The sequence below is a fragment of the Rahnella sp. WP5 genome (assembly GCF_000745615.1).
Classification (GTDB): Bacteria; Pseudomonadota; Gammaproteobacteria; order Enterobacterales; family Enterobacteriaceae; genus Rahnella; species Rahnella aceris.
In genome coordinates this window covers 581,431-600,178 of the sequence record NZ_KN050721.1, presented here as the reverse complement: position 1 = coordinate 600,178, position 18,748 = coordinate 581,431, and the positions used below count along the sequence as shown (strand labels likewise).

The window sequence follows — 18,748 nt, the reverse complement described above, 5'->3', positions numbered from 1 at the left end:
ATGCATCACAACTTCCTTGCCCCGCATCAGGTGCTTGCGCCTCTGGCTATTGATTATCAACATGGTGACAGCGAGCCAGCCCACAGTCACAACTGCTCACAACTGATTCATACGCTATCCGGTATTGTAGAAGTGCATACGTCGCTCGGCACCTGGATGGTGCCGCCCGGGCGCGGGGTCTGGCTGCCTGCAGAGGTTGAACACAGTCTGCGTTTTATCGGCGGTGTAAAGGCCCGCACGCTGTTTGTCGATCCCCTCGCCCGTGCTGACTTACCTGCGCAATGTCAGGTAGTGCAGATTTCTCCGCTGCTGCGTGAACTGATTTTGGCCTCGCTGACTATTCCGGCCGATTATCTGCCCGGCGGGCGCGATGAACGCATCATGGAATTATTGCTTGATGAACTGCGTCTGTTGCCGACACTGCCTCTTTATCTGCCGGAACCCAACGAGCCGGAGCTGAGCGGGCTTTGCCAGCAAATTCGTGCAGATCTTTGTTCAACGTGGGAACTGGAAGATGTCGCGCAACGTCTGAATATCAGCAGCCGAACGCTCTCACGCCGTTTCCAGCGTGAAACGGGATTACGTTTCAGTGACTGGATTCGCCAGGCAAAATTGCTCGAAGCACTGAACCAGCTTGCCGTTGGCGTTTCAGTTATTGATGTGTCGCTGGCACTCGGCTACGACAGCCCGAGTGCCTTCAGTGCGATGTTTCGCCGGTCGCTTGGCGTCTCACCCAGCGAATATTTTAATCAGTCATAATGGCGCTGGCCGCATTGAACAGTGCCTGCAATGAAGCACTGGACACATCGCTGTCAATCCCCACGCCATAACACGTTTCGCCCAACCTCCCCCGACAGCTCAGATACGCCACCGCGCGACTGTGGCTCTGATGTCCCAGCGTATGTTCATGATAATCGCCGATTTCCAGGAGCACATCGTAACTGCGACGCAAAGCATCCGCTGCACCGGACAGCAAACCGTTACCGCTACCCGTAATATGTTGTTCTTCATTACGATAGCGGATCCGCGCGCTGAAATGACAGACGTTTTGCTCATCGCTGCGGATGTCATAACTGAGCAATTTCACCACGGGCAGATCGGTTAACCCGTAACGCTGCCGGAACAGTCGCCAGATATCGCTGGTACTCATTTCCTTGCCATGCGTATCGGTTTCACGCTGCACCGCTTTACTGAAATCAATTTGCAAACCGCGCGGCAATTTCAGCCCGTGATTCTGTTCCAGCAACCAGGCCGCCCCGCTTTTCCCGGACTGGCTGTTCACGCGGATCACCGCTTCATAACTGCAACCGACATCCGCAGGATCTAACGGCAGATACGGCACGCGCCAGACCGTGCTCTCTGATGCTTTCTGTGCAGCAAACCCTTTTTTGATGGCGTCCTGATGCGAGCCCGAAAATGCCGTAAACACCAGTTCACCGGCATACGGATGGCGCGGATGCACCGGTAACTGGTTACATTCCTCCACCGCCTCGACAATCGTCTGCAAATTGCTGAAATCCAGCTGCGGCGAGATGCCCTGCGTGTAAAGGTTCAGCGCCAGCGTCACAATATCCACGTTGCCGGTGCGTTCACCGTTACCAAAAAGACATCCTTCCACACGGTCGGCACCGGCCAGCATCGCCAGCTCAGCACAGGCCACACCGGTTCCGCGGTCATTGTGCGGATGCACACTGATGGAAACCTGTTCACGGTGGCTGAAATGACGGCAGAACCATTCAATCTGATCGGCATAAACATTCGGTGTGCTGACTTCTACTGTTGCCGGTAAATTAATGATCATCGGCCTTTCATTGCCCGGTTTCCAGACATCCGCCACGGCTTCACACACTTCCAGCGCAAACTCCAGTTCGGTGAAGCAGAAGGTTTCCGGTGAATACTCAAACGTCCATTCAGTCTGCGAATATTGTTCGCACAACTGACGAATTTGCTGAGCGCCGCGAACCGCCAGCTCGCGCGTTGCGGCCTGATCCTGATTAAATACCACTTCACGGAACACAGGCGCAGTGGCGTTATATAAATGCACAATGGCACGCGGCACATCTTTGAGTGCCTCAAAGGTGCGGGCAATCAGATCCGGCCGCGAAGGCGTCAGCACCTGAATCACCACATCATCCGGGATGAGCCTCTCTTCAATCAGGCTGCGGACAAAATCAAAATCGGTTTGTGAAGCCGAGGGAAACGCCACCTCAATCTGCTTAAAACCACACTTCACCAGCAAATCAAAAAACTGACGCTTACGGGCATTATCCATGGGTTCTGCAAGCGCCTGATTGCCGTCACGCAAATCACTTGAACACCATTGCGGCGCTTTACAGAGCACATTTCCTGGCCACTGGCGATCGGGTAAATTCACCTGCGGGAAGGGGCGATATTTTTGCGACGGGTCGTTTAACATACGATTCTCCTTTTATCATTGGGCAGCGGTTATGTTCCGTTAAATCCATAGTACGCAAACGATAACTTCCTGCGCCTGACTAACTGACAGTCACCCTCGCAAAACGGACAAAAAGAAAATGATCATAAAAAAACCCGCATTCTGCGGGTTTATTCATTTTGTTATTTATTGCCGCTGCCTTCCGGCCGGATATTGTAGGTTCCGAAGAAGCTGCGATCCGTTTCCAGACTGATACTTTTACCATTCGCATCAACGGTAATCGAACCTGATGTCTTGGTCAGCGCGCAGGCAATGCGAACATCAATAGTGCGCATCCCGTTCGGCACATTCAAATCCACGTACTGATTAAAATGCAGGGAAGCCACGGTTTGTCCGTCTAAAAACACTATCAGCGGACAGGTTTTCTCAAACGGCACGACTGACCACTGATCTAAACGGTGTAAACGGATGTGGGTCTGCCCTGCCGGCGCTGCCGGGCTGGCGTTAGCGAAAGATGACTTGACCTGCAGCGTCGGTTCATAAGGATTGGCCGCACACCCGGCTAAAAATAAAGCAGCCAAGGCCACCAGTGTTTTTTTCATCGTTATCTCCCTGAGTTTATGCACGAATGATAGCAGTGTGCGCGCGGCGGGCAACAAAAAACCGGTGGGAGCGGGTACGGAGTGTCCGCAAGCGTAAAAAAGTCATCTAAATCTGTGACGTTAGTACAAAAAAACATCACCCGAATTGCTAATAGTCCTCCACTGGTATTTGATATTCTTGTTAGGATTTATCCGATCAGTCGTTCAACTCAGTTTCAGGAATCACTATGTACAGCTACACATTAATCGCCCCCGCAGGGATCGTTAAAGCCTACGAAGACGAATTCCGCGACAAAGGGATTGAGTTACTGGTTGCCAAACAGAATCGTTCGGAGACGGTCGTCTTGCGCAGTGACCGGTTCACCGAAGAAAGCACATTTATCACGCACGTTCATCTGCTGATCTTCAGCCTGTGCATGCGTGTACAAAAACAACTCAAAAATGGCAATGCACCCAATACCACCATTATGTATTGATGCATTCCTGCACTTAACACTGTTTTGGCCTCAAACCGGGGCCTGACAGCTATTCCCTGTATTTCTTCCTTCCGCTCATCTTTATATGCCATAAAAATATTCCTGCCAGATTGCGTAAATAAACGACAAACCGTTGAGGTTTATTTCCCGACAGCCGATGACTTTATTAGCAGTGCATAAAACAGAGGAACTGACGGATTAAAGAAGAAGGGAAATAACAGCAGAAGGAGCTTAATGCATTGATTAATCATTTGTTGGTGGGTCGTGGCGGGTTCGAACCGCCGACCAATTGATTAAGAGTCAACTGCTCTACCGACTGAGCTAACGACCCAACGGGACGGATTATTCTCCTCTGCAAGGGTGATGTCAAACGCTTACCCCCACTTTTTTGCCGTTATTTTCATTAATATTTGTGAAGCTCATCACTCTTAAAAACGCTATTATTCCCACCGTCTCTGAAGAGACTTGATTAATTAACACTCAGTTATCCGCGATGTAAAAATTACGATACATTTTTTCCGTTGGCATTTTTCATGCCAGTTATAATAAATGCGCACTTAACATTACTATTACAACGTTCACGCACGCTGTCGTTCCGGTCGTGGTGACCAAAGGGCCACTCAGAGCTCAAAAAATTGACGTAAATGAATGCGATATGGCGGAGTTCATACGCAAAAAGCAAAAAACAGGAATCAATACAACATGCAAGAAGAGTCAAAAATCCTCGTCCAGCCTGGGGAAGAGAACGCTGAAGGTTTGCGGCGAAATCTCTCCAATCGTCATATCCAGCTCATTGCCATTGGCGGCGCGATCGGTACCGGCCTGTTTATGGGCTCAGGCAAAACCATCAGCCTCGCCGGTCCATCCATCATCTTCGTCTACATGATCATCGGCTTTATGCTGTTTTTCGTCATGCGCGCGATGGGCGAACTGTTACTGTCCAACCTCGAATACAAATCTTTTAGTGACTTTGCCGCCGACCTGCTGGGCCCGTGGGCCGGGTATTTCACCGGCTGGACCTACTGGTTCTGCTGGGTGGTCACCGGCATCGCCGACGTCGTCGCCATCACCGCTTACGCGCAGTTCTGGTTCCCCGGGCTCTCGCAATGGGTCGCATCCCTGCTCTGCGTGCTGGTGCTGCTGAGCCTCAATCTCGCCACTGTGAAAATGTTCGGTGAGATGGAATTCTGGTTCGCGATGATCAAAATCGTCGCCATCGTCGGGCTGATTATCGCCGGGCTGGTGATGGTGCTGACCCACTTCCAGACCCCCACCGGCACTGTCGCGTCCTTCAGCAATCTGTGGAATGACGGCGGGTTCTTCCCGAAAGGCGTGAGCGGTTTCTTTGCCGGTTTCCAGATAGCGGTGTTCGCGTTTGTCGGTATCGAACTGGTGGGCACCACCGCCGCTGAAACTAAAGATCCGCAGAAATCCCTGCCGCGCGCCATCAACGCCATTCCGCTGCGCATCATCATGTTCTATGTATTCTCACTGATCATGATTATGTCAGTGACACCCTGGAGCCATGTGGTGGCGGATAAAAGCCCGTTCGTTGAACTGTTCGTACTTGCCGGTCTTCCGGCTGCGGCGAGCATTATCAACTTTGTGGTGCTGACTTCGGCGGCCTCTTCCGCCAACAGTGGCGTATTCTCCACCAGTCGCATGTTGTTCGGTCTGGCACAGGAAGGCAATGCGCCGAAAGCGTTCGGCAAGCTCTCTTCCCGCGCTGTACCGTCGAACGGCCTGACATTTTCCTGCATCTGCCTGCTCGGCGGTGTGGTGCTGATTTACCTGATCCCGAATGTGGTGACGGTCTTCACGCTGGTCACGACCGTTTCGGCGATTCTGTTTATGTTCGTCTGGACCATCATCCTCTGCTCTTATCTGGTCTACCGCCGTCAACGTCCGCAACTGCACGAAGCTTCAATCTACAAAATGCCGCTCGGCAAACTGATGTGCTGGGTCTGTATGGCATTCTTTGCTTTTGTTCTGGTACTGCTGACCTTGCAGGATGATACCCGTCAGGCGTTACTCGTCACGCCGCTGTGGTTTGTGATTCTGGCGATTGGCTACGGGTTGCGCAGACGCCAGTCCTGATTGCACGAATATACTGCCAAAGGTATTTGGTAATCACAGTGTCTTGAATTACTGAGGAGCATAAAAATCCTCCTCAGTAATTCTCTCTCATTAATTATTAATCTCTTTTTTATTATAAATGCGCTGCAAATCCTTGGCGGTACTTTCATTTAAATATTTAAATCATAAACATTCACTAAAAAATATAATTTTCTCTGCGTGATTATTTATGATACACGCCCGCCTCATACCTTAGTTAGCATTAAATTGAATTTAATGTCGATTAGCGTGAGGTCTATATTATGTGTTCTGCAAAGCAAGATGTACAACCAGAAATTATCATTCAGGATAATGACCCCTCTATTATTTATACCGGAAACTGGACCCGATATACCGGACGAGCATACAGCGATGATGGTGCAAGTATGGCGCTGTATGATAACGGTAAGTATTTTGAATACACATTTACCGGTTCCGGCATTGGGTATTACAGCGAAGGAAATACCGATCAGGGCGAAATAGATTTTTATCTTGATGGCGTGTTACACGGTACGGCAACAACCAAAACTTCAACGCGCCAGTACAGCGATCTTATTTATTATATTACCGACATATCGCCCGGAGAACATACTTTTAAAGGGGTGAAAAAAAACGGATCCTGGATGCTGCTTGATCAGCTTAAAGTGTATAACGATGCCCCGCTTACCGCTGAAGTAGAGCAATTTTTGGGCGCAGGCAGTGAAGGGACAGCACGACTTCAGTTCAATCAATCGCTGGATAGCCAAAGCGGAACTGAACCGGGAAATTATCAGTTGAACAACGGAGCAAGCGTTGTCTCCGTCACTTTAAGCAATGACCGAAAAACTGCTGATCTCACCATTACCGGGCTGACCACGCAAACGGATTACACACTTACGTTGAGCCAAATCAGCAACCAGATTCTGACCACTACCGTTCAAAACCAGACCTTTACGCTAAACTACACTGCACTTCCTGCGGAACAGGTTTATGACGACCCGGTCGCCGACATTGTATATGCCGGTAAGTGGACGCACAGCACGAACCGTACACAAAGTATCTTTTATCACACCACCTCGTATACCCAGAGTAATAACTCTGCGACCTTTACACTAAACTTTATTGGTACCGGTATTTCTTATATTGCCGAAAGCAGTAGCGATCAGGGTGATGTTGAAATTTATATTGATGGTGTGTCTCAGGGCAGAATAAGCACCTGGTCTTCCACCCATCTGGACAGCCATATTCTGTATCAAAAGGTGGATTTACCGTTTGGTTCACACACGATTCAGGGAATTAAACGTTCGGGGTCTTATGCACATCTGGATGCATTAAAAGTCTACAATGCCGGTGATCTTGAAATCGTTGAAACCACTACCGACAGTAATAACAATATTCTGGTGACGTTTAACCAGGCTCTGGATTCAACGAGTGCGTTAACTCTCACTAACTCTGTGCTGGATAATGGTGGCGTTATTCAAAGTGTCGCGCTGAATGATTTAAAAACCACACTGACACTTAATGTGCCTGACTTACAAACTGGAATTCCCTATACCCTGACTTTCCACGGGCTTAAAAATGAGATCCTGACGAAAGATTTTGCCGATATTCAGGCCACGTTTACTTACAACCAGGGCATGAAGTATTACTACACCTTTGATGATGAAACTGACGGGGCTTTCTTAGAGACCATTAATAACCAACGTAGTGCAATAAGCCAGGGACAAGCCCCCTCGCTGGTGACGGCAAAGCTCAACAATGGTATCGATTTTGCCAGCGGGCAGCCGGGTTATATTGATTTAGGCGTGCTGGATTGTTTGCAATATTCCGCCTTTACCGTGGAAGCCTGGATTTATCCGCGGTCGACGGCGATGAGCATGATCGTCAGCCAGGACACGCGTAATAACAACAACCAGCGCTGGCAGCTTTACACCCAGGACAATCAGCTGGTTTGCACGATGTCGAATGATACCAACAGCACCTCGTTTACTTTAAAAACCAAGTCTTTTATTCCGCTGAATGCCTGGACCCACGTCGCCATTTTGCGCCAGGGTGATGAATATGCCCTGGCGGTTAACGGCAATATAGCGATGACAGGCGGCAGTAACGTGGTGCAAACAAATGTCACCACTTCGGTGAAAGTGGGCGGACGGCTGGATACCAACGGCGCGGTGACGGATGCTTTCGACGGTATCATTGATGAAGTTAAATTCTTTGATTCACAGATAAGCCCGCAAACGTTGAGCGGGCATTATCGTCAACTGGCCGACACGAACTTCAACCTTCAGGCGAGCAACGGCACGCTGAAAGCTGCGTTTGTTCACCCGCAATCTGTCGAGCCTGTGCTGAGTGATTTCCGGACACACCTCAAAGTGAACAGTGAAATGCGCGTGGGTTTGCCAATAACTGGTTTTGTGTGGGATGCGGCAAGCAATACGGCAACACTCTCTTTCACGCCACTCGAACTTGCGGCGGTTGAACAAAATATCATCTTCACCGTGCGTTATCGGGAGTTGCCTGTCGATGCGGATTTCTCGCTGGAACCGACCACGATAGCCGCGCCTTCCCTCTCGTCACTGGTATTAAACGGTTCGTTACTGACGCGCGAAATTCTACGCCCGGATTATCTTTTTACTGACCCCGGCGGTTTTGCAGAAAATGGCAGTGAATACCTGTGGGAAGTGGCGAGCAGTACGACTGGCCCATTCAGTACCATCAACGGGTTGCATACCCGCACAATGATGCTGTTGCCTGAGCACAACGGGAAATACATTCGTGTCACGGTTACACCGCGCAATGAACGCCTGTGCTTTGGTGAGTCACAATCTGTGATTGTCGGGCCTGTCGTTGCGCGAAGTGGCAACCCGCGAACCGACTGGTTCCGCAATGCGCACTACGGCGTATCGCACCATTTCCTGCCTAACTATCTCAATCTCTCATCGGATATTCCGCAAGATGAGAAATGGCAGCCGGGCGAAAGCTGGGACGATTTCCTCAGTACTTTTGACGTGCAGGCTTATGCCAAAGCCGTCAGCGAAACGGGGGCAGGATTTGTTCTGCTGACGATGGATCAACATGCCGGATATAACCTTGGCCCGAATAAAACTCATGACGCCATTCTGGATATTGAGCCTGGCGTGCGCAGCGCCATCCGTGATTTGCCGCTGGAAATGGCTCAGGAACTGGCGAAATACGATATCAAACTGATGTTGTACATGATGGGTTACGCGCCAGCTAAAGCCAGCCTGGTCTATTACGATGATGACGCGAATCAGCACTCGCCGGATCGCTGGGGTGACATGCTGGTCCCGCATCTGTACGAATGCTCCCCGTTTGACAACGTTATCACGTCAGAAACCACGCGCATGAATTACGCGGTGGTAAGAGAGTTTGGTGAACGCTACGGTGATTTGTTAGCAGGCTGGTGGTTCGATGGCATGTGGAATAACTACACCGACATGAACCAGCCTTACAACATTAACGATGTGGTGGACGGCTCGCGGGCGGGGAATCCGGACCGAATTGTCACCGGGATTGGTGTTCATACCCTGACTTACACAGATTACTCAGCGGGTGAATCCTACGGCTCGAAAAATGCCGAAGGCAACTATGTGATGACTGACCTGCCGGACACACGCTGGGACAGCAACGACGGCTATCATCAGTGGTTCCGCTGGATAGCACTCGGTAACCAGGCGGTGAATGCGGGCTGGGGCGCGATGGGTTCAAGCGATACCGGTAAACATTACGACACCGACGCGCTCGCCCAATGGGTGAAAGACGTAGCTGCCCGTGATGGCGTGGCCTGTATGGATATTCGCATCAACCGTTTCGGAGAACTGGACCCGATTGTTTCTCAACAGCTTGCGGCCGTCAATGCGGCAGTTTATCCGTCCCTCGATGACGAGCAGTTGCTTGATAAAGTACAGCAAACCACGCTGCGCTATTTCTGGGACTACGCACACCCGACCAGCGGTCTGGCTTTTGAGCGGTTATATCGCAACAGCGATGCCGGGCCTGATGAACCCATTGCTATTGGGGGGAGCGGCTTTGGCATCATGGGGATTTTAGTGGCGATTGAGCGCGGTTTCGTCAGTCGTGAGGATGGGTACGACCGCATTAACAAAATGGTCGATTTCCTTGGCGGACCAACCACGCGCTACAAAGGGGCCTGGCCGCACTGGATTAACGGCAGTACGGGCGCGACCATTCCGTTTGGTTCCGATGATAACGGTGCCGATCTGGTGGAAACGTCGTATATGATGCAGGGCTTGTTAACAGCGCGTCAGTATTTTAACGACACTGCGCTGACGGACAAAATCAACGCCCTCTGGCATGACATTGACTGGAACTACTTCACCAATAACAGCAACAGCCTGTACTGGCATATCGATAAAGATTTGCAGTTCACCATGGGGATGAAAATCACCGGCTGGAATGAGGCGATGATAACCTATCTTTTGGCTATCGCTTCTCCGACGCATGCCATCGACCCGGCACTCTGGAAAAGTGGCTGGTCACAGGGAAGTTATAACAACAAAAACAAAGTCTATTACGACATCACGTTGCCGATCGGCCCGACGATGGGCGGCCCGATGTTCTTTATGCATTACTCGTTCCTCGGTTTTGATCCGCGTAACCTGCGGGACAGTGCCAATAACGTGAATTATTTCCAGCAGGGTGAAGCGCAAAGCCAGATCCAGCAGGCTTACAGTATCGATAATCCTGGCGGATTTAACGGCTATGCAGAAAATTACTGGGGACTGACATCGGGTTACGGGCCTGCAGGTTATGCAAGTCATGATCCAACGTCTGATGACGGCACGATTACCCTTACCGCTGCACTATGTGACTTACCTTATTTACCTGAAGCGTCGATGGCAGCGCTGCGCCATTTTTATGACGACCTGGGCAATGCGCTGTGGACAGAGAAATGCGGGTTTATTGATGGTGTTAATCTTTCCAAAAACTGGTATTCCGATGGATATCTGGCCATCGACCAGGGGCCAATCATTGGCATGATTGAAAACCATCGTAGTGGATTGTTATGGCGCTATTTTATGACCTGCCCTGAAATTCAGCAGGCATTAACTCTTATCGGTTTTGTCGATGATGACATTCCACCACGTGAGAGTTAATTAACGGTCGGATCTCCGGTGTTTGTCTGCGAGAGTCAATGCAGGCAAACACTTCCCACCGTTATGACAACACTTTGATGCTAACACCTCAGTCGGGGAGCCAAATGGCTCCTTTTGCTTTATTGCAGATTACTCCACTTCCAGCGCCTGTCTGAACTGATCCCACATTTTCACCGCCGACGGTCTGGCGGATGCCACTTTCACCGGCAGTTCTGGTGGTGCACCGGCTTTCATCTCGCCGAGATCGAACACAAAGGTGTAATCCGGTTCCTGCCCCATACGTAAATCGCTGACCAGAATATGGCCGCCCTGCTCTTTTACGCTGAAAAAGCCGTGGCTGAACCAGGCGACACGCGCCAGAAAGGCATTATCTTTGTGTGCTTCATACAACGCTTCACCGCGCGGATAGAAGCGGAAACGGATCGGCGAATCCGGATGCAGCAGCGAGGTAAACCCTTCGCCGTAACTGTCTTTACTCATCACCACCACACGCCATACCAGCGAATTGAGCGGGGTCGGCGTGACCAGAATCTGCGTGCTTTCGATGTTCTGGCGTTGTAATTCCTCGCCCACATGCCGCGTCACCTGATGTTGCTCGAAGGCGGTACAGGCCAGATATAAACAACTCACGCCCAGCAACACGTTATTCCACATGATCCCACGCTGTTGCTCGCGGTACAGCGCCAGCCCGACGCCGATGATCAGCGGTAAGGTATAAAGCGGATCGACGATGAAAATGCTGCCGACCGCAAACGGATAGTTTGTGAATGGCAATCCAAGCTGCGTGCCGTACACCGTCATCAGATCCAGCAACGGATGAGTGATCAGTGCCAGCCAGACCGCGCCCCACCAGCGTTTGAAATGCTGCCCGCCGCTGAGCAATTTTGCCATCAGCCAGGCCAGCAGCGGCGAAACCAGCGTCAGATAAAACAGCGCATGGCTTTCGGTGCGATGCAGGGTCATATTGCTGATGGCGTCACCGTGATCGTAAAACACATCCAGATCGGGCAAGGTTCCGCATACCGCGCCAGCCAGTGCAGATTTCCACACCGGCACCCGTTTGCCCATCACCGCAATGCCGACCGCAGCGCCAAGAACTAATTGTGAAACCGAATCCATTCTGCCCTCTCAGACCCGAAGCTGAATGCCTTCGGTAATAATGCGCTGCACGTTACTCACCGTTTGTTCAAAGAACTCAGGATCACTGAGCGTTTTGCCGGTGATGGCTTCGACCTGCACGCCGAAATCGGCGTAATGCTGCGTGGTCGCCCACAGCATAAATATCAGTTGCATCGGGTCAACAGGTGCGATCAGTTCTGCTTTAATCCAGCCGCGTATCACATCCGATTTATCTTCCACCAGCGTTTTCAGGCTACCGCCCAGTTCCTGTTTCAGCAGCGGCGCGCCCTGCACCATCTCCAGACAAAACAGCTTTGATGCCTGCGGGTGATCGCGCGAAACGCACAGCTTCAGGCGGATATATTCCCGGATAGCTTCCAGCGGATGTTGATCCGACTGCAACGCTTTCAGCGGCGCCAGCCAGATATCCAGCAACCCTTTGAGCACCGCGATATACAAATCTTCTTTCGACGGGAAGTAATACAGCAGATTGGTTTTGGACACGTCGGCGCGCTCGGCAACCTGATCCAGACTGGTGCCATGCATGCCGTACAACGAAAAGAACTCCAGCGCCGCCGCCATGATATTGCTGCGTTTGGCGGCGACGGCCCGCGAGCGTCGCGTCGGCGCTTTCGCCGCCGTCTGGCGGGATTTTTTCTCTCCGGCGTGAGGCAACGGAGGTTCAACCAATGGCTTCACAATGTCTCCCTGAGACAAACAGCAAGACGGAAATCATAACAAATGGAGGTACAAGCGACTATCGCTAAGCCTGTCGATGATGAAAGTAACACCAAAGACAATAAACATTAACCACAAAGAGTTATCCGTTTAACAAATTTGCACCATTTTTGTTCAATCCTGCCTGATAGATGTGCAGTTATTTTTGACCAAATGGTCTGAAACAGACCATTTGCTCCACCTGAAAACGAAACACATTTTTAACTCATTGATAACACTGCGCATTCTAAAAGTGGCATCACGTTTGCAATAGCTTTCCCGTCAGGAGATTTCAGCACGGTGCAATTCGGAACCCGCAGGACGCACTCAAGCCGCGCAGAGATTTTCGCAAGCCCTTGTTTTGGTAATTTTTATTTTCAACCGAGGTGAGCTATGAAAATCGGTGTATTCATTCCTATCGGCAACAACGGCTGGTTAATTTCAGAAACTGCGCCGCAGTACAAACCGACCTTCGAACTGAACAAAACCATCGTGCAGAAAGCGGAGCATTATCATTTTGATTTCGCGCTGTCGATGATCAAACTGCGCGGCTTCGGTGGCAAAACCGAATTCTGGGAACACAATATGGAGTCGTTCACGCTGATGGCCGGTCTGGCTGCCGTGACCTCCCGCATCCAGCTTTATGCCACCGCCGCCACGCTGGTGATGCCTCCGGCGATTGTGGCGCGCATGGCCGCCACCATTGATTCCATTTCCAACGGACGTTTCGGCGTGAACGTCGTCACCGGCTGGCAGAAACCGGAATACGAGCAAATGGGCATGTGGCCGGGCGATGACTATTTCAGCCGCCGCTATGATTACCTGACCGAATACGTCAGCGTGCTGCGCGACCTGTGGGGCACCGGTCACTGCACACTCGACGGCGAATTCTTCAAAATGGACGACTGCCGCGTCAGTCCGCGCCCGCAGAGCGAAATGAAAGTGATCTGCGCCGGACAAAGTGATGCGGGTATGGCGTTCTCCGCCAAACATGCCGATTTCAACTTCTGCTTCGGCAAAGGCGTTAACACACCGACCGCCTTTGCACCGACCGCCGCACGCATGAAAACGGCGGCCGAAGCCGAAGGGCGCGACGTCTCCTCTTATGTCCTGTTTATGGTCATTGCCGACGAAACCGACGCCGCTGCCCGCGCCAAATGGGATTTGTATAAATCCGGTGCTGACGCCGAGGCGCTCGCGTGGCTCACCGATCAGAGCAGCAAAGACACCAAATCCGGCGCTGATACCAACGTCCGCCAGATGGCTGACCCGACTTCGGCGGTCAATATCAATATGGGCACACTGGTCGGTTCTTACGCCAGCGTTGCCAGAATGCTTGACGAAATCGACACCGTGCCCGGCGCAGGCGGCGTACTGCTGACCTTTGACGATTTTGTCGAAGGCATCGAAAACTTTGGCCGTTATATCCAGCCACTCATGAAAACCCGCCAGCACATCGGCACTGAGCAGAAAGAGGTCGCATGATGAACGTTGTTGAGAATCAAACTGTGGTCCGCCGCGAGCCCCACAACACCGGCGAGGAAACGATCCTCACAGCACGTCCTGAAGCCATTGCCTTTACGCCGCAGCAAACGGCGCTGATTGTGGTGGATATGCAAAACGCCTACGCCTCACAGGGCGGTTATCTGGATCTGGCGGGGTTTGATGTCTCCGCCACCGCGCCAGTGATTGCCAATATCAAAGTGGCGATTGCCGCTGCCCGCGCCGCCGGGATCAAAGTGATTTTCTTCCAGAACGGCTGGGACAATCAGTACGTCGAAGCTGGCGGTGCCGGTTCGCCTAACTTTCATAAATCCAATGCGCTGAAAACCATGCGTAAACGCCCGGAACTGATGGGCAAACTGCTGGCGAAAGGTGACTGGGATTATGACCTGGTGGATGAACTGCAGCCGCAGCCGGGCGACATTGTCCTGCCCAAACCACGCTACAGCGGCTTCTTCAATACTCAGCTCGACAGCCTGCTGCGCAGCTACGGTATTCACCATCTGGTGTTCACCGGTATCGCCACTAACGTCTGCGTGGAATCTACGCTGCGTGATGGTTTCTTCCTCGAATATTTCGGTGTGGTACTGGAAGACGCCACCCATCAGGCCGGGCCGGAATTCGCACAAAAAGCGGCGATTTATAACATTGAAACCTTCTTTGGCTGGGTCTCCAGCGTACGTAATTTCTGCGACGCCGTGGGTTACAAAACTGAACAAAACGAGGCCTGACCGCTTTCTGAAAAGGACAATTAACCATGCCTAAAAGCGCCATTATTCCGGCTGGCAGCGGCGTTCCGCTGGCACCTTTTGTTCCGGGCACCCTCGCCGATGGCGTGGTGTATGTTTCCGGCACGTTGCCGTTTGATAAAGACAACAATGTCGTGCATGTCGGCGATGCCGCGGCGCAAACCCGCCACGTACTGGAGATCATCAAAAAGGTGATCGAAACCGCGGGCGGCACAATGGATGACGTCACCATGAATTCAATTTTCATCACCGACTGGGCGAACTACGGTGCGGTAAATCAGGTTTACGCCGAATACTTCCCGGGCGAAAAACCGGCACGGTTCTGCATTCAGTGCGGGCTGGTGAAACCGGATGCGCTGATTGAAATCGCCTCGATTGCCCATATCGGCAAATAATCCGTGCGATGGAACCTGTCCTGAACTCCCTGAGGTAACAGCATGTATTACAAGGTACTGGGTGAGAAAAATGCTGATGCAGAAACCGTCGTGCTTTCCTCCGGCCTCGGCGGTTCCGGTGGTTTCTGGCAGCCGCAACTGGCCATGCTCGCGGAGCATTTCCGCGTGGTGGTCTATGACCAGCACGGTACCGGCGTCAGTCAGGGCACGGTGCCCGCCGGTTACCGGATGGAAGACATGGCCGATGAACTGGCGGGTATGCTCAATGAGCTGGAAATCAGCCGCTGTCATCTGGTCGGTCACGCGCTCGGCGGCATTATCGGCCTGCATCTTGCCCTGCGTTATCCGGCGCTGTTGCAAAGTCTGGTGGTGATTAACGGCTGGACAAAGCTCGACAGCCAGACGCGGCGCTGCTTTGAAGTGCGGCAGAATTTACTGCTCAACAGCGGGGTCGATGCCTACGTGCAGGCGCAGCCGCTGTTTCTGTATCCGGGTGACTGGCTTTCTGAACATGACGCGTTATTGCAGGAAGAGCGCCAGCATCAGGTGGCGCATTTTCAGGGGATGGAAAACCTGCTGCACCGTTTGCAGGCGCTGATGAATTCAGACCTGACGGCGTCGCTTGGACAAGTGATCACCCCGACGCTGGCTTTCAGTTGTAAAGACGATTTGCTGGTGCCGTGGTCGCGTTCGGTCGATCTCGCTTCCCGTCTGCCTAACGGCGAACACACGCAAATGCTGTACGGCGGCCACGCCATGAGCGTGACCGACCCGGAAACCTTTAACCCGATTTTACTGGACTGGCTGCTGCGGCACTCATCGCAAGCGTCCGCTACGCCGTCCGGTCACCTGCCCACGGAGACATCATGGCCGAAGCATTAACCGCCAGCGCGCTGGCAACCTTATTCACCGAAGCCCGCACGCACAACGGCTGGCTGGATAAACCGGTCACCGGCGAACAACTGAAAACGATTTACCAACTGGCACGCATGGGGCCGACCTCGGCCAACTGCAGCCCGCTGCGCATCGTGTTTATTCAGAGTCCTGAGGCGAAAGAAAAACTGGCTCCGGCGCTTTCGGGCGGCAATCTGAAAAAAACCATGACTGCGCCGGTGACGGCGATCATTGCCTGGGATCCGGAATTTTACGAACTGCTGCCGGAACTGTATCCCTCCGGCGATGCCCGTTCGTGGTTCACCTCCAGCCCGCAACTGGCGCATGACACGGTATTTCGCAACAGCAGCTTGCAGGCCGCGTACCTGATCATGGCCTGCCGCTCCCTCGGGCTGGATACCGGGCCGATGTCCGGTTTTGACAACGCCAGAGTCGACGAAACATTTCTGGCGCAGGAAGGCTGGAAATCTAATTTCCTGATCAACATCGGCTACGGCGATCACAGCAAAGTGTATCCGCGTGCACCGCGCCTTGATTTCGACCGCGCCTGCCGTGTGCTGTAAGCATCAATGAAAAAATTTGAGGACACGACCATGCCATCAACCCTGAACGCCACACTGCCTGTTCCCGATATGCCAGTCGTTGAGAAACACGCTGCCGTTGAAAAACACGCTGCCGTTGAGAAACAAGCCGCCGTTGAGAAACAAGCCGCCGTTGAGAAACAAGCCGCCGTTGAAAAACAAGAGTATCGCGATGCAATGGCGCGCCTCGGCTCAGCCGTCAACATCATCACCACCGACGGCCCCGGCGGGCGGGCAGGTTTCACTGCCTCCGCCGTATGCAGCGTCACCGATTCGCCGCCGACATTGCTGGTCTGCCTGAACCGCTCGGCGTCGGTGTATCCGGTCTTCAAAGAGAATCAGGTGCTGTGCGTTAACACGCTGGCTGATTGCCATGAGTCACTGTCCAATTTATTCGGTGGAAAAACGCCGACGGAGCAACGTTTTGAAGCCGCTGAGTGGGAACGCCTCGCCACCGGCTCGCCGATCCTCACCGACGCGCTGGTGTCGTTTGACTGCAAAGTCACGCAAATCACCAGCGTCGGCACCCACGACATTTTGTTTTGTGAAGCCGTTGCGTTACGACGCAACGACGACAGCCACGGACTGGTGTATTTCGACCGGCGCTATCATCCGCTAATGCGTCAGATAGCCTGTTAACTCAATCCTCTCAACTTAGTAAGGGTCGTGCATGGCAAATACCTCCTGGTTTCCACAATGGCGTAAAAGAGAAGGCAATCTGGATGGCGCGGTGATCGCACCGGATGAACGGCTGCCGTTCGGATCGACAGTAATCATGGGGCTGCAACATACGGTGGCGATGTTTGGTGCCACCGTGTTAATGCCATTGCTGATGGGTTTTGATGCCAACATGGCGATTTTGATGTCGGGCATCGGCACCCTGCTGTTCTTCCTGGTGGTCGGCGGACGCGTACCCAGTTATCTCGGTTCCAGCGCCGCGTTTGTCGGGCTGGTGATCGCCGTGACCGGCTACAGCGGCCACGGCGCGAACCCGAATATCGGCGTGGCGCTGGGGGGCATTATTGCCTGCGGCGTGATTTATACGCTGATCGGTTTTGTGGTGATGGCAGCCGGTACGCGCTGGATTGAACGTCTGATGCCGCCGGTCGTTACGGGTGCGGTGGTGATGGCAATTGGTCTGAACCTCGCGCCGATTGCCATTAACAGCGTGTCGGCCTCTTCATTTGACAGCTGGATGGCGGTAATGACCGTGCTGTGTATCGGCTCGGTGGCGGTGTTCACCCGCGGCCTGGTGCAGCGCCTGTTATTGTTGCTCGGTCTGGTGGCGGCGTACCTGATTTACATGGTCATTACCAACGGCCTCGGGCTGGGCACACCGGTAGATTTCAGCGCTGTGGCACAGGCGCCGTGGTTTGGCATCCCGGCCATCACCACGCCGGTGTTCAGTTCTCACGCCATGCTGATGATTGCGCCAGTGGCGGTGATTCTGGTGGCGGAAAACCTGGGCCACATTAAAGCCGTGGCCGGTATGACCGGCAAAAATCTCGACCCGTACATGGGCCGTGCGTTTGTCGGTGACGGTCTGGCAACCTTACTTTCTGCCTCGGCGGGCGGCACCGGTGTCACGACTTATGCCGAAAACATCGGCGTGATGGCGGTCACCAAGATTTACTCCACGCTGATTTTTGTTGCTGCGGCGATTGTTGCCATTGTGTTGGGCTTCTCGCCCAAGTTTGGTGCACTGATCCACACCATTCCGGGGCCGGTACTCGGCGGCGCATCGATTGTGGTGTTCGGACTGATCGCTGTGGCAGGTGCCCGCATCTGGGTACAAAACCAGGTGGATCTGGGACTTAACGGAAATTTGATCATGGTGGCGGTCACGCTGGTACTGGGCGCAGGCAACTTTACCCTGAGCCTGGGCGGCTTCAGCATGGGCGGCATCGGCACAGCCACGTTTGGTGCCATTTTACTCAATGCCTTCCTGAGTCGCAGCAAACAGGCAAAAATTCAGCCTGAAATAAAAGCTGGCACAGAAGCTGCATTAAAAGATCACTGACGACCTCAGTTTCTCCTTAGCTCATCATTTTTGATGATCGCCAGCGGTTAGCCGGTCCACCCGTC

At 52.7% G+C, this 18,748-nt stretch carries 15 protein-coding genes and 1 tRNA gene; 11 read left to right on the top strand and 5 right to left on the bottom strand.

The features are described from left to right. Positions 1 to 759, top strand: coding sequence for an AraC family transcriptional regulator (locus tag EX31_RS24135; protein ID WP_037037252.1), 759 nt, complete (start codon positions 1 to 3; stop codon positions 757 to 759). Here EX31_RS24135 and leuA read toward each other — a convergent pair. Beyond that, the gene (gene leuA / locus EX31_RS24130; RefSeq protein WP_037037249.1) at positions 746 to 2,416 is read right to left on the bottom strand and encodes a 2-isopropylmalate synthase; all 1,671 of its coding nucleotides are present in this window, start codon (positions 2,414 to 2,416) and stop codon (positions 746 to 748) included. The genes EX31_RS24135 and leuA overlap by 14 nt on opposite strands. A 161-nt stretch (positions 2,417 to 2,577) precedes the next feature. Continuing rightward, positions 2,578 to 2,997 carry a hypothetical protein gene (locus tag EX31_RS24125; RefSeq protein ID WP_037037247.1) on the bottom strand — a complete coding sequence of 140 codons (420 nt, stop codon included), beginning with the start codon at positions 2,995 to 2,997 and terminating at the stop codon, positions 2,578 to 2,580. A 227-nt stretch (positions 2,998 to 3,224) separates the two neighbouring features. Here EX31_RS24125 and EX31_RS24120 point away from each other — a divergent pair, with 227 nt between their 5' ends. After that, a complete protein-coding gene (locus tag EX31_RS24120) occupies positions 3,225 to 3,473 on the top strand; it encodes a hypothetical protein (RefSeq protein WP_013576302.1) in 249 nt (82 codons plus the stop codon). Positions 3,474 to 3,728: 255 nt separating this feature from the next. Here the strand turns inward: EX31_RS24120 and EX31_RS24115 are convergent. Beyond that, positions 3,729 to 3,804: transfer RNA gene (locus tag EX31_RS24115), tRNA-Lys, on the bottom strand. Positions 3,805 to 4,175: 371 nt separating this feature from the next. On the opposite strand from EX31_RS24115, the gene cycA reads away from it, so the two are divergent. Both cycA and EX31_RS24105 read left to right on the top strand, forming a co-directional pair. Then, the gene (gene cycA / locus EX31_RS24110; RefSeq protein ID WP_015690203.1) at positions 4,176 to 5,570 is read left to right on the top strand and encodes a D-serine/D-alanine/glycine transporter; all 1,395 of its coding nucleotides are present in this window, start codon (positions 4,176 to 4,178) and stop codon (positions 5,568 to 5,570) included. Between the two features lie 404 nt (positions 5,571 to 5,974). Continuing rightward, positions 5,975 to 10,705 (top strand): glucoamylase family protein, encoded by a 4,731-nt coding sequence (locus tag EX31_RS24105; protein WP_231576109.1) that lies wholly within the window; start codon positions 5,975 to 5,977, stop codon positions 10,703 to 10,705. A gap of 129 nt (positions 10,706 to 10,834) precedes the next feature. Here EX31_RS24105 and EX31_RS24100 read toward each other — a convergent pair whose 3' ends face one another. Together EX31_RS24100 and rutR are read right to left on the bottom strand one after the other, a co-directional pair. Then, a complete protein-coding gene (locus EX31_RS24100) occupies positions 10,835 to 11,824 on the bottom strand; it encodes a metal-dependent hydrolase (protein ID WP_037037241.1) in 990 nt (329 codons plus the stop codon). A 9-nt stretch (positions 11,825 to 11,833) separates the two neighbouring features. After that, positions 11,834 to 12,523 carry an HTH-type transcriptional regulator RutR gene (gene rutR, locus EX31_RS24095; protein ID WP_013576306.1) on the bottom strand — a complete coding sequence of 230 codons (690 nt, stop codon included), beginning with the start codon at positions 12,521 to 12,523 and terminating at the stop codon, positions 11,834 to 11,836. A 411-nt stretch (positions 12,524 to 12,934) separates the two neighbouring features. Here rutR and rutA point away from each other — a divergent pair, with 411 nt between their 5' ends. From rutA to rutG, 7 genes are read left to right on the top strand one after another with little or no spacing between them, the layout of a single operon-like run. Beyond that, positions 12,935 to 14,026 carry a pyrimidine utilization protein A gene (gene rutA / locus EX31_RS24090; RefSeq protein ID WP_015690205.1) on the top strand — a complete coding sequence of 364 codons (1,092 nt, stop codon included), beginning with the start codon at positions 12,935 to 12,937 and terminating at the stop codon, positions 14,024 to 14,026. Continuing rightward, positions 14,023 to 14,775 (top strand): pyrimidine utilization protein B, encoded by a 753-nt coding sequence (gene rutB, locus EX31_RS24085; RefSeq protein ID WP_197060754.1) that lies wholly within the window; start codon positions 14,023 to 14,025, stop codon positions 14,773 to 14,775. Before rutA ends, rutB begins: the two co-directional genes overlap by 4 nt. Before the next feature lie 26 nt (positions 14,776 to 14,801). Continuing rightward, positions 14,802 to 15,188: a pyrimidine utilization protein C gene (gene rutC / locus EX31_RS24080; protein ID WP_013576309.1), complete on the top strand. Its 387-nt coding sequence runs from the start codon at positions 14,802 to 14,804 to the stop codon at positions 15,186 to 15,188. Positions 15,189 to 15,230: 42 nt separating this feature from the next. Further along, entirely contained in the window at positions 15,231 to 16,070 is an 840-nt protein-coding gene (gene rutD, locus EX31_RS24075) for a pyrimidine utilization protein D (RefSeq protein ID WP_037037239.1), read from the top strand. Beyond that, positions 16,055 to 16,645: a malonic semialdehyde reductase gene (locus EX31_RS24070; protein ID WP_037037236.1), complete on the top strand. Its 591-nt coding sequence runs from the start codon at positions 16,055 to 16,057 to the stop codon at positions 16,643 to 16,645. The genes rutD and EX31_RS24070 overlap by 16 nt, the downstream gene beginning before the upstream one ends. Before the next feature lie 30 nt (positions 16,646 to 16,675). Continuing rightward, positions 16,676 to 17,302 carry an NADH-dependent FMN reductase RutF gene (gene rutF, locus EX31_RS24065; protein WP_072012302.1) on the top strand — a complete coding sequence of 209 codons (627 nt, stop codon included), beginning with the start codon at positions 16,676 to 16,678 and terminating at the stop codon, positions 17,300 to 17,302. Between the two features lie 31 nt (positions 17,303 to 17,333). Beyond that, positions 17,334 to 18,683, top strand: a complete 1,350-nt coding sequence (rutG, locus tag EX31_RS24060; protein ID WP_037037234.1) for a pyrimidine utilization transport protein G — start codon at positions 17,334 to 17,336, stop codon at positions 18,681 to 18,683. Positions 18,684 to 18,748: the final 65 nt, after the last annotated feature.